The organism is Aequorivita vladivostokensis (assembly GCF_000952855.1).
In the GTDB taxonomy this organism is placed as follows: Bacteria; Bacteroidota; Bacteroidia; order Flavobacteriales; family Flavobacteriaceae; genus Aequorivita; species Aequorivita vladivostokensis.
Genome location: NZ_JSVU01000005.1, coordinates 118900 through 130761, shown reverse-complemented (window position 1 = coordinate 130761; position 11862 = coordinate 118900). Strand labels below are relative to the sequence as shown.

At 40.9% G+C, this 11862-nt stretch carries 10 protein-coding genes; 7 read left to right on the top strand and 3 right to left on the bottom strand.

Annotation, left to right across the window (positions count from 1 at the left end; all coding sequences use genetic code 11):
* The 5 genes from MB09_RS09485 (at position 1) to MB09_RS09465 (ending at position 5721) form a co-directional block, all read left to right on the top strand.
* Complete coding sequence (locus MB09_RS09485; protein WP_045080659.1) at positions 1-1524, top strand: carboxypeptidase regulatory-like domain-containing protein; 1524 nt, start codon at positions 1-3, stop codon at positions 1522-1524.
* Positions 1525-1610: 86 nt separating this feature from the next.
* The gene (locus MB09_RS09480; RefSeq protein WP_045080658.1) at positions 1611-2789 is read left to right on the top strand and encodes an AIR synthase related protein; all 1179 of its coding nucleotides are present in this window, start codon (positions 1611-1613) and stop codon (positions 2787-2789) included.
* Positions 2790-3004: 215 nt separating this feature from the next.
* Positions 3005-4081, top strand: a complete 1077-nt coding sequence (prfA, locus tag MB09_RS09475; RefSeq protein ID WP_045080657.1) for a peptide chain release factor 1 — start codon at positions 3005-3007, stop codon at positions 4079-4081.
* A 58-nt stretch (positions 4082-4139) separates the two neighbouring features.
* Positions 4140-4961, top strand: coding sequence for an orotidine-5'-phosphate decarboxylase (pyrF, locus tag MB09_RS09470; RefSeq protein ID WP_045080656.1), 822 nt, complete (start codon positions 4140-4142; stop codon positions 4959-4961).
* Positions 4948-5721 carry an ABC transporter substrate-binding protein gene (locus MB09_RS09465; RefSeq protein WP_045080655.1) on the top strand — a complete coding sequence of 258 codons (774 nt, stop codon included), beginning with the start codon at positions 4948-4950 and terminating at the stop codon, positions 5719-5721. The genes pyrF and MB09_RS09465 overlap by 14 nt, the downstream gene beginning before the upstream one ends.
* Positions 5722-5726: 5 nt before the next feature.
* Here MB09_RS09465 and MB09_RS16615 read toward each other — a convergent pair whose 3' ends face one another.
* The 3 genes from MB09_RS16615 to MB09_RS09450 all read right to left on the bottom strand — a co-directional run bounded on the left by MB09_RS16615 (position 5727) and on the right by MB09_RS09450 (position 7713).
* Positions 5727-5909 carry a Lacal_2735 family protein gene (locus MB09_RS16615; RefSeq protein ID WP_045080654.1) on the bottom strand — a complete coding sequence of 61 codons (183 nt, stop codon included), beginning with the start codon at positions 5907-5909 and terminating at the stop codon, positions 5727-5729.
* Between the two features lie 84 nt (positions 5910-5993).
* Positions 5994-6707 (bottom strand): DUF4197 domain-containing protein, encoded by a 714-nt coding sequence (locus MB09_RS09455; protein WP_045080653.1) that lies wholly within the window; start codon positions 6705-6707, stop codon positions 5994-5996.
* Positions 6708-6789: 82 nt separating this feature from the next.
* Positions 6790-7713, bottom strand: a complete 924-nt coding sequence (locus MB09_RS09450) for a T9SS type A sorting domain-containing protein (RefSeq protein ID WP_045080652.1) — start codon at positions 7711-7713, stop codon at positions 6790-6792.
* Positions 7714-7877: 164 nt separating this feature from the next.
* Between MB09_RS09450 and MB09_RS09445 the strand changes: the two genes are divergently transcribed.
* Together MB09_RS09445 and parS are read left to right on the top strand one after the other, a co-directional pair.
* Entirely contained in the window at positions 7878-11303 is a 3426-nt protein-coding gene (locus MB09_RS09445) for a methylmalonyl-CoA mutase family protein (RefSeq protein ID WP_045080651.1), read from the top strand.
* A gap of 56 nt (positions 11304-11359) precedes the next feature.
* Positions 11360-11860, top strand: coding sequence for a type II RES/Xre toxin-antitoxin system antitoxin (gene parS / locus MB09_RS09440; protein ID WP_045080650.1), 501 nt, complete (start codon positions 11360-11362; stop codon positions 11858-11860).
* The last annotated feature ends 2 nt before the right edge of the window (positions 11861-11862 follow it).

Sequence of the window (11862 nt, the reverse complement as noted above, 5' to 3'; positions counted from 1 at the left end):
ATGAAAAAATATATATTCTTAGTTTTTGCAAGTTTCTTCCTAATCAACTTTGGATGTAGTGAAGATACTATAGATGTGGTGCTTACCGGTAATATTTCTGGGAAGGTTACAGACAAGATTACTGGTGAGGCACTTGAGAATGTAAAAATCACGACCAACCCGGCGTCAACTACGGTTTTTACGGATTCGGTGGGAAGATTCCGATTGGTAGATGTTAAGGTCGACGATTATTCCGTTCAAGCGGAGTTAGCTGGTTATGCAGCTGGCTTTGAATCTACAACAGTTCAAGAAGGAAAAACGGCTGCCGTGTCCTTTGAATTGAAGCTTGCCAATTCAGATAACAATCCGCCGTCGGTGCCAAATCTCGTAACACCCGAAGATGGAGCCGTAGAACAACCTTTGGCAGTTCAATTTATTTGGGAAGCCTCTGATCCTGAAAACGATGAACTATCCTATAGGTTAGATTTGAGAAATGGAAGTACTGATGAAATGCAGATTTTTGAAGTAGGCCAAGATACTACGTTTACGGTGAGCAATCTGCAATTGGCCACAAAATATTTCTGGCAAGTTACAGTTACCGATGATACTAATGATCCGGTAAGTTCAATAATAAGTGAATTTAAAACAATTACATTTCCCGACAATCCATTTATTTTTGTGAGAAAGAACAATGATAATTTAGTAATCTATTCCGGAGCAGAGGATCCTACCACTGGAACGGGTCAAGAACCGGATTTTAATGTTTTACAGCTTACTAGTGAAAACGTGAATAGTTTTAAACCCCGAAAAAGCAATATTCTCAATAAAATAGCATTTTTAAGAAATTCGGGAGGAAGTACACATATTTTTACGATGAATTTTAATGGGACTGGTATAACTCAAATTACATCGCAAAGACCTATAGCAGGTTTCCGTACGGAGGAATTGGAATTCACTTGGGCACAGAATGATAGCAAGATTTATTATCCCCATTTCGATAAATTATATTCAGTAAATTCCGATGGAAGTGGTTTTAGGTTGGAATATACAACCACTGATGGTGCATTTATTTCAGAAGTTGCTGTACCTCAATTTGATGATGATTTAATAATGTTGAAGACCAACAACTCCAGTGGTTATGATGTACGTATATATACGGCAAGATTATCCACACAGGCTGAAGAGAATATTATCTTAGAAAATGTGAACGGTGCGGCTGGTGGAATCGACATTTCTGCGAATGGAGATATGGCGTTGTTTACTTGGGACTTGAGTGGATCTGAAAACAGTTCGTACAGGATATTTGAGAGCCGTATATTTCTTCACCCCATAGGTAGCCCAGATCCTTTAATTCCTTTGGAGACAGATGTTTTGGAAGGTGAGAATGATCTGGATGTGAAATTTTCGCCTTCGGAAGGAGCCGTCATTTTTACACGAAAACGAAATAATTTTGGAGCCACTCCGGCAATTTATTCCTATATATTTGATGAGAACCAAGAAGATCAATTACTATTCACCGAAGCATTTATGCCCGATTGGGAATAAGCGATAAAAAATTATAGTTAAAACCTTGAAAGCCCACCTTTGTGGGCTTTTTTTTAATCCGTACTTTTGTGCCTTAATATTTCGCAATGAGCAAAGATATTTCAAAACGATACGCGCAACGTGGCGTTTCAGCAGGAAAGGAAGATGTGCACAACGCCATCAAAAACGTGGATAAAGGACTTTTCCCAAAGGCATTCTGCAAGATTGTTCCAGATTATCTAACTGGCGATGCAGATTATTGCCTGATCATGCACGCCGATGGGGCCGGTACCAAATCCTCTCTGGCTTATGCATATTGGAAGGAAACGGGCGATCTATCGGTTTGGAAAGGAATTGCCCAGGATGCGCTTATTATGAATATTGATGACCTGCTATGTGTGGGTGCCGTTGATAATATTATGCTTTCGTCAACCATTGGCAGAAATAAAAATTTGATTCCCGGAGAAGTCATTTCAGCAATTATAAATGGTACCGAAGAACTGATTTCTGAAATGAAGCAATACGGCGTAACCATCTATTCAACGGGTGGGGAGACGGCAGATGTGGGCGATTTGGTGCGGACTATAATTGTGGATTCCACCGTAACGGCGCGTATGGAACGAAAAAATGTAATTGACAACGCCAATATTAAACCGGGCGATGTGATTGTAGGTTTGGCGTCCTTTGGGCAGGCTTCCTATGAAAAGGAATATAACGGAGGCATGGGCAGTAATGGGTTGACATCTGCCAGACACGATGTTTTTGATAATTATTTGGCCAAAAAATATCCTGAAACTTTTGATGCCGCTGTTCCCAAAGACCTTATTTATTCGGGTTCCAAAAAACTGGACGACGCAGTTGAAAATAGTCCATTGAATGCGGGAAAATTGGTTCTTTCGCCCACCCGTACGTATGCGCCTATTATTAAGAAGATTCTTTCCCGTTTTTCAAATACGGAAATCCATGGAATGGTGCATTGCAGTGGCGGCGCGCAGACCAAGATTCTTCACTTTGTGGAAAACCTTCACATTATAAAGGATAATCTATTTGAAATTCCGCCGCTTTTCAAACTTATTCAGGCAGAAAGTGGAACGGATTGGAAGGAAATGTACCAAGTATTCAATATGGGGCACCGGATGGAGCTTTACGTTTCCGAGGAAATTGCCGATACCATTATTGAAATTTCAAAAACTTTTGATGTGGACGCGCAGGTTATCGGTAGGGTGGAGGCTTCAGAAAAGAAAAGGCTTACTATTCAATCTACAATGGGAACCTTTGACTATTGATTTTTTCACGTTTAGGTTTTTTCAAGTTTGTTTATGCAAATTTTGTTTTGGTCAGATTTTCACTATCCAAAGAGATTGGCCAAGCCGAAATTATATCGGGGCATATTAAATTTGTAAGCCTATTTCATAAAGAAAACACTTCACAAAATAGAAAAGAGTACCACGGGTCTCATTTCGGTTAAAAATTGTAAATTTGCAGCCATTATAAAATTTATATGTTAGACAGGCTTCAAATAATAAAACAGCGTTTTGACGAGGTGAGCGACCTTATTATTCAACCAGATATCATCAGCGACCAAAAGCGATATATCCAGTTGAACAAAGAGTACAAGGACCTGCGGGTATTGATGGACAAGCGCGCCGAGTTTCTGGAACTTACAGATAATATCAACGAGGCCGAAGAAATAATAGCCGACGGCAGCGACGCCGAAATGGTGGAAATGGCCAAAATACAACTGGAGGAGGCCAAAACCCGATTGCCCAAGCTGGAAGAAGAGATTAAGTTTCTGTTGGTTCCAAAAGACCCCGAAGATGCCAAGAATGCCGTGATGGAAATCAGAGCAGGAACGGGTGGCGATGAGGCCAGTATTTTTGCGGGCGACCTTTTCAGAATGTACACCAAATACTGCGAGGGAAAAGGCTGGAAGACCAACGTGATAGATTTTAACGAGGGCACCAGCGGCGGTTTTAAGGAAGTGCAGTTTGAGATAGAGGGAGAAGACGTTTACGGAACGCTTAAGTTTGAAGCAGGCGTGCACCGCGTGCAACGTGTGCCGCAGACGGAAACCCAGGGCCGTGTACACACCAGTGCTGCAACGGTAATGGTTTTTCCAGAAGCTGAAGAGTTTGATATTGAAATAAATCCCAAAGATGTTCGAGTAGATTTCTTTTGTTCTTCAGGACCGGGCGGGCAGTCTGTAAACACTACCTATTCTGCCGTGCGATTGACGCACGTGCCTACAGGAATTGTGGCGCAGTGCCAAGACCAGAAATCGCAACATAAGAATAAGGAAAAGGCCTTTCGGGTGCTGCGTTCACGTTTGTACGATCTGGAACTTGCAAAAAAGCAGGCGGAAGACGCGCTAAAACGTGGCTCGATGGTTACCAGTGGCGACCGGAGCGCAAAGATACGGACCTATAACTATCCGCAGGGGCGGGTTACGGACCACCGTATCAACCTGACGCTTTACAATCTTGGCAATATTATAAATGGTGACATTCAGGAAATAATTGACGAACTGCAATTGGTAAGCAATACCGAAAAATTAAAGGAAACAGGCGAAACTTTTTAAAGTTTCATATAGTATAAAATTCTCTCCATCGGGGAGATGGTGATAGGCAGAGGGAAATATGACAACAGAAAATTTAATCTCAGAAATAAAAAGGAAGCAATCCTTTCTTTGCGTTGGTCTTGATGTGGAACTGGAGAAAATTCCTGAATTTCTGCTAAAAGAGGAAGATCCTATTTTTTCCTTCAATAGAGCGATTATTGACGCCACGCACCAGTACGCAGTTGCCTATAAACCGAATACTGCCTTTTATGAAGCCTACGGGTTGAAAGGTTGGAAATCGCTGGAGAAAACCATCAATTATTTGAACGTAAACTATCCTGAAATTTTTACCATTGCCGATGCTAAGCGTGGAGACATTGGTAATACATCTAGCCGCTACGCAAAGGCTTTTTTTGAGGATTTGGGATTTGATTCGCTAACCGTTGCGCCTTATATGGGCAAGGATTCGGTGGAGCCTTTTCTTGCTTTTGAGAATAAGCACACAATTCTTTTAGCCTTAACTTCCAATGAAGGCGCTTTTGATTTTCAGACCAAAAAAGTGGACGGCGAAGAAATTTACAAGCAGGTATTGAAAACTTCGAAAGATTGGAAGAATAGCGAAAACTTAATGTATGTGGTTGGTGCTACCAAGGCGGAGTATTTTGCTGATATTCGTAAAATTATTCCGAATAATTTTTTATTGGTTCCCGGTGTAGGGGCACAGGGCGGCAGCTTACAGGAAGTCTGTAAATATGGGTTGACTGAGGATGTTGGTTTGCTCGTAAACTCTTCACGTGGAATAATTTATGCTTCAAAAGATGCCGATTTTGCCGAAGCTGCAGCAAGGGAAGCTGAAAATATGCAGCTGGAAATGAAAGCCATTCTCGATGGAATTCATTGATCAATTAAATAGAACCGTAACTCTTCCTAAAACTCCATCACGAGTTATTTCATTGGTGCCTTCACAAACTGAATTGTTGGTTGATCTTGGCTTGCGTGAAAAAATAGTGGGTATTACCAAATTCTGTGTTCATCCTTCCGATCTTAAGAGTGAAAAGACGGTTGTAGGTGGAACGAAACAGGTCAATTTCAATAAAATAAAAGCCCTGCGCCCCGATATTGTAATCTGCAACAAGGAGGAGAATACTGAAGAACTGGTAGGCGAACTTAGCAGGATAGCGCCCGTTTGGATTAGTGATATAGTTACAATTACCGATAATAACAGGATGATTGAACAATTGGGACAGATATTTGATGTCGTTTCAAAAGCCTCAGAAATTGTCTCTAAAATTGATTCGGAATTGGCTTTATTCAGGAATTATATCAAAGGGTATTCTGAAAAGAGGGTGCTTTATATAATATGGAAAAAGCCTTATATGGCGGCTGGTCGTGGAACCTTTATTGATTCCCTGTTGAAGGAAAATAAGTATTCGAATATTTTCTCAGTAAATGCCGGACGCTATCCGGAAGTTAAACAAGAAGATTTTCTTAAAGCGGATATAATCTTACTTTCCACGGAGCCGTATCCATTCAAGAATGTGGATGTGGTAGAGATGACTAAGAAATTGAATAGAGAAGTGAAACTAGTAGATGGAGAGTTTTTTAGCTGGTACGGATCCCGATTGATGAAAGCCTTTGACTATTTTAAGAGCTTACATTAGGCATGCTACTTATCGGCCTGTCTGTAGGATAAATAATTGATTTCCTGAAAAAGTTTATCAGCTTGTTGGTGGGCTCGAGCACTTTTCTCTGGATCCTTTGATGATAATTCGAAAGATTTACGCATTAAGAATCGGTACCTTTCCTTTAATTGTTCTATCCGGGATTTTTTTCTAAACCAATTAAACATAACTATTTATTTACAGTTACAAAGATAACCCAGCAACTTGTAAGGTCATATTAACGAGAGGTTAATGGTTTCATAAATAATGGTTTAATCCTGCAGCGCAAAGACCTGCCGGAGTAAAGTTGTGGTTCTAGCTGAAATGTTATTTCGAATATCTTTTTCTTCAACACTTATCATTTTATATACTCCCTGCAAGGCTTCTGTAGTAACGTAATCTGTTAGGTCGGGATTAACTCGTGTAACAAATGGAATGGAATTGTATTTGGTGATTATATTAGCCCAAATTTGATCTGCTCCCACTTTTGAAAATGATCGCTCAATTACGGGGTTGAATTTTGCATAAAGTGCTCTGTTTGTACGTTGTTCCAAATAATTTGTAGCGGCATTGTCGGGACCCAATAGAATATTCTTAGCGTCGGTGAAAGTTATCTGTTTGACTGCCGTGACAAAGATGGGAGTTGCTTCTTTCACCGCATCTTCAGCAGCTCGGTTTAAGGCCTTTATGCCTTCGTCGGCTAAACTTCCCAGACCTATATCTCTTAGTCCTTGATCCACTTTTCGAAGTTCTTCAGGTAACATTATTTTTACTAATTGATTTTTATAAAATCCATCCTTTTGGGTAAGTTTGGTAACCTGTTTCTCAATCCCCATATCAAGAGCCTGTCGCAACCCGCTGGCTATTGTACTTGGATCCATGCCCATGCCGGTTTCTGTGGGCAAGGTGTTTACCACTTGCTGTAGTTCGGCACAAGAAATAAATAGAGAAAGGGAACTTAATAATAGGAGTTTCTTGAATAGCATAGGAATAAAATTATATTTTCAAATATAAAAAAGCCCTTCAACAATGAAGGGCTTTTTCTAGCAAAAGGAATTTAAATTCCTTTTATTTTAAAACTTTAACTGTTTTAGTGGCATTTCCTATAGTTACCTGTACTAGGTAAGCACCAGAAGATAAACCGCTCATGTCAACTTTAGGAGAGATAGCTCCAGGATTAACAGTAAGCACAGTTTTGCCCAAAACATCGTAAATTGTTACATTGTCAACGGCATTCTTTGAACTAATGTTCAATACATCTTTTACTGGGTTTGGATAAACACTAAATGCAGTTTCGCTGATGTCATCAACACCTAATAAACCAAAAGCAGTTACAATATCATCAACATAATAGGTGGAGAATTCACTAGGAGCATAAAAATCAATACCTCCTAAATAAGGAACGGTTAAGTCATTAAAGAAAGTTCCTGCGGGAATCGCTTCAGTTCCATCAACCCACATTTCGAAAGTTTGAGCATCCATATCAAAAACCATTCTCACTGTGAACCAGGCATCGTGTGGAAATGTCCAAACAAATGATGCATCACCAGTTTGGCCTTGTCCAGGAGTCATATTGTCAGGATTGAAATATAGATCAGGACTCAAAAATGAACCGGGAGATTGATCTCCTGGGTTGATTGTTCCCTGAATGTTGAAATATCCTTCGTTGCCAGATGGAACGTAGTAGCTGAATTGAACAGTGTAGATACCAGAATCTGGCTGACTATCAAAAATGTATAATTGATCCTTACCAGCTGGCGCGCCAACTTCATCAATTTTTAAGGATTGTGTGCCTGAGCTTGCCTGTTCTACTGTTACTATACCGTCCTCTGGTCCACCTTCATCACCAGACCAAGTTTTCCATAATGGTGATTGAGCCGAAATAGGGCCAAGAGAATAACTTTCTAGGTCATCAGTCTGATCGATCTGAGCATAGGATGACGAAAAACTAAAAGCACCAATTGCAAGTGCCAAAAAGTAAATTTTTTTCATAATGTTAAGTTTTTAATTGTTTAATATTGATGATGCAATATACAAAAATATTGAAGGAATGCAATCTGTTTCTTATTTTTTTTATATCATGAATAGTAGCGTAATGCGTTATGTTCGCTGTGTTTTAACTAAATTTGCACTTCACATTTAAGGAATTAAAAAAAATGGAACCTATAACGCCCTATAAACCAAAATTTAAAGTTAGAATAGTTACCGCGGCATCACTTTTTGACGGCCACGATGCCGCCATCAATATTATGCGCCGAATTATCCAATCTACAGGGGTTGAGGTAATTCATTTAGGACACGATAGAAGCGTTGAAGAAGTAGTGAATACTGCAATTCAGGAAGATGCCAATGCAATAGCCTTGACTTCCTATCAAGGAGGGCATAACGAGTACTTTAAATATATGTATGATCTTTTGCAGGAGAAAGGCGCGGGACATATAAAAATTTTTGGCGGCGGCGGCGGAGTTATCCTGCCGTCAGAGATAAGAGAATTGATGGATTATGGAATTACACGCATCTACGCCCCAGATGACGGCCGTAAGATGGGATTACAGGGAATGATAAACGATTTGGTAGAACAATCTGATTTTCCCATAGGCGATAAATTGAATGGAGAGCTCAAAAATATGGAGAAGAAGGAATTTGGCGCAATTGCGAGAATAATTTCCGCGGCCGAAAACTTTCCCGAGGTTGCAAAGGAAACACTTGACAAAATTCATGTAAAAAATAAAAATGCAACTACTCCGGTTTTAGGGATTACCGGCACCGGAGGTGCTGGAAAATCTTCACTCGTCGATGAATTGGTGCGAAGATTCTTAATTGATTTTCCGGAGAAAACTATCGGAATAATTTCCGTGGATCCTTCTAAAAGAAAAACTGGCGGGGCCTTGTTGGGAGATCGAATTCGAATGAATGCCATCAATTCCCCACGGGTTTATATGCGCAGTTTGGCAACACGCCAAAGCAATCTTGCGCTTTCCAAATATGTAACCGAGGCCATTCAGGTTCTAAAAGCTGCAGAGTATGATCTTATTATTCTGGAAACTTCGGGAATTGGACAGAGTGATACTGAAATTATTGAGCACAGTGATGTTTCCTTATATGTTATGACGCCGGAATTTGGTGCGGCCACCCAACTTGAAAAGATTGATATGCTCGATTTTGCCGATTTGGTCGCAATAAACAAATTTGATAAACGCGGTTCGCTGGATGCCCTGCGTGATGTTAAAAAACAGTACGTACGCAACCACCAATTGTGGGATGCCTCACAAGATGATCTCCCGGTCTATGGCACCATTGCGTCCCAATTTAACGATCCGGGAATGAACAAGCTCTACAAGGCCGTAATGCAGCAACTTGCCGAAAAAACCGATACAGATTTAAAAAGTGATTTTAAGATTACGGAGGAAATGGACGAAAAAGTGTTTGTGATTCCTCCCTCACGCACACGATATCTTTCGGAAATTTCAGAAAATAATAGGGCGTACGATAAAAAGGCTTCGGAACAGGCCGAAGTTGCCCAAAGACTTTATGGAATTTTTAAAACTATTGAAACTATTTCAGGAAAAAAACCTGAATTGGACAAGGCGGGAATTGTTTCGGAAACCATTGTCAATTCAGAAAAAAATAAAGACCTATTAAAACTGTTGCTCGCTGAATTTGATCGTGAAAAATTAAATTTAGATCCCTACAATTGGGAAATAATAACAGGTTGGGACGAAAAAGTAAATAAGTACAAAAATCCAATCTATAGTTTTAAGGTCCGCGACAAGGAAATAAATATAAAGACCCATACCGAATCACTTTCGCACACACAGATTCCAAAAGTTGCCCTGCCAAAATATCAGGCTTGGGGCGATATTCTAAAATGGACCCTTCAGGAAAATGTGCCGGGCGAATTTCCATACACTTCCGGACTTTATCCCTTTAAGAGAACGGGGGAGGATCCAGCCCGCATGTTTGCCGGCGAGGGTGGACCGGAGCGTACCAACCGTCGTTTCCATTATGTGAGTATGGGGCTGCCGGCCAAAAGGCTCTCCACGGCATTTGATAGTGTAACTTTATATGGAAATGATCCAGATCTTCGCCCCGATATCTATGGTAAAATAGGTAACGCGGGGGTTTCCATCTGCTGTTTGGACGATGCCAAAAAGCTTTACTCCGGGTTCGATTTAAGCCATCCAATGACTTCGGTTAGTATGACTATCAATGGGCCCGCACCAATGCTTCTGGGCTTTTTTATGAATGCGGCCATTGACCAGAATTGTGAGAAGTACATTTCAGAAAATGGTTTGGAGGAAGAAGTAGAAAGGAAAATTTCAGCTATTTATAAGAAAAAGAATATTGCCCGCCCTAAATACCATGGCCAGTTACCCGAAGGCAATAATGGCTTGGGCCTCATGCTACTCGGGGTTACCGGCGATCAAGTTTTGGATACTGAAGTCTATAACAAGATTAAATACGAAACCTTACAACAGGTTCGCGGTACGGTCCAGGCAGATATTTTAAAGGAAGACCAGGCCCAGAATACCTGTATTTTTTCCACCGAGTTTGCACTGCGGCTTATGGGCGATGTGCAGGAATATTTTATCGAGAAAAAAGTTCGAAATTTTTACTCGGTATCCATTAGCGGCTATCACATTGCAGAGGCTGGCGCAAACCCCATAACCCAATTGGCATTTACCCTCGCTAACGGTTTTACCTACGTGGAATATTATTTGAGCAGAGGAATGGACATCAATGAATTTGGCCCGAACCTCTCATTCTTTTTCAGCAACGGAATTGATCCGGAATATGCCGTAATTGGCCGGGTGGCACGAAAAATTTGGGCAAAGGCCTTAAAGGAAAAATATGGCGCAAACCCGCGTGCACAAATGTTGAAATATCACATTCAAACTTCCGGGCGCTCGCTCCACGCGCAGGAAATTGATTTCAACGATATTCGGACTACCCTTCAGGCTTTATATGCCATTTATGACAATTGTAATTCCCTTCATACAAATGCGTATGACGAAGCGATTACAACCCCCACCGAGGAGAGCGTTCGCCGTGCAATGGCAATTCAACTTATCATTAACAAGGAGCTCGGGTTGGCCAAGAACGAGAACCCAATACAAGGATCTTTCATTATTGAAGAACTTACAGATTTGGTTGAAGAGGCTGTTCTAAAGGAATTTGATAGTATTACGGAACGCGGGGGCGTTTTGGGCGCTATGGAAACTATGTACCAGCGCAGTAAGATTCAGGAGGAAAGCCTGTATTATGAAACTTTGAAGCACAATGGCGACTTCCCAATAATTGGGGTGAATACGTTCTTAAGCAGCAAAGGTTCGCCAACCGTGCTTCCTGCGGAAGTGATTCGTGCAACCGAGGAAGAGAAGCAGGTTCAGATTGAAACATTGAAAAATCTTCATAAGATGTATGCCGATATTGCAAATGAGAAAATTGAAAAAGTGAAATCGGCCGCCATTCATAACGAAAATATGTTTGAACAGTTAATGGAAGCCACTAAAGTTTGCTCTTTGGGCCAGATTACGGAGTCCTTATTTGAAGTAGGAGGACAATATAGACGAAATATGTAGCGAAAAGTTTTTTAAACACGACAAAAATACATATCTTTGCGTCAAATGTCGTGATTATGAAAAAGTACCAAAACCCTTCCGATGTAAATTTGGTGAAAGAACCAGAGGTTTTCTATTTGCTCGACAACCCTTTTGACAGAATAGTCGGCGTTTTAGGAGGCGTGGGGCAGGTGGGCCAGGCCGTAAATAGTGATATTGACCTTATTACCGTTACCCGGAAGGGTCTGCCCAAGAGTGTGGTTTATTCTATATGCGAGGTATTGGGTATCTCCATGGATCGGCTTAGTGATTTGCTGCACATTTCGCACCGCACATTACAGCGCAAGGCAGATGATGACCTCTTGGGGGTTTCGGCTTCCGAACAGCTTTTTGAGATAGCCGAAATGGTCTCAGAAGGTATAGTCGTTTTTGAAACACTCGAAGATTTTAGAAACTGGCTCCATTCCAGACCCTATATTTTTAAAGGGCAGCAACCCTTAGACTTTCTCGACACAAGGTTTGGAATTCAATATGTAAAAAATGTACTTGGCCGCATTGCCCACGGTATTCCTTCTTAATT

What these genes read in the sequence shown, in the direction of transcription:
- prfA (WP_045080657.1), top strand. Translation starts at nt 3,005, where the DNA reads ATGTTAGACAGGCTTCAAATAATAAAACAGCGTTTTGACGAGGTGAGC.
- MB09_RS09450 (WP_045080652.1), bottom strand. Translation starts at nt 7,713, where the DNA reads ATGAAAAAAATTTACTTTTTGGCACTTGCAATTGGTGCTTTTAGTTTT.
- MB09_RS09480 (WP_045080658.1), top strand. Translation starts at nt 1,611, where the DNA reads ATGAGCAAAGATATTTCAAAACGATACGCGCAACGTGGCGTTTCAGCA.
- MB09_RS16615 (WP_045080654.1), bottom strand. Translation starts at nt 5,909, where the DNA reads ATGTTTAATTGGTTTAGAAAAAAATCCCGGATAGAACAATTAAAGGAA.
- MB09_RS09485 (WP_045080659.1), top strand. Translation starts at nt 1, where the DNA reads ATGAAAAAATATATATTCTTAGTTTTTGCAAGTTTCTTCCTAATCAAC.
- parS (WP_045080650.1), top strand. Translation starts at nt 11,360, where the DNA reads ATGAAAAAGTACCAAAACCCTTCCGATGTAAATTTGGTGAAAGAACCA.
- MB09_RS09445 (WP_045080651.1), top strand. Translation starts at nt 7,878, where the DNA reads ATGGAACCTATAACGCCCTATAAACCAAAATTTAAAGTTAGAATAGTT.
- MB09_RS09455 (WP_045080653.1), bottom strand. Translation starts at nt 6,707, where the DNA reads ATGCTATTCAAGAAACTCCTATTATTAAGTTCCCTTTCTCTATTTATT.
- pyrF (WP_045080656.1), top strand. Translation starts at nt 4,140, where the DNA reads ATGACAACAGAAAATTTAATCTCAGAAATAAAAAGGAAGCAATCCTTT.
- MB09_RS09465 (WP_045080655.1), top strand. Translation starts at nt 4,948, where the DNA reads ATGGAATTCATTGATCAATTAAATAGAACCGTAACTCTTCCTAAAACT.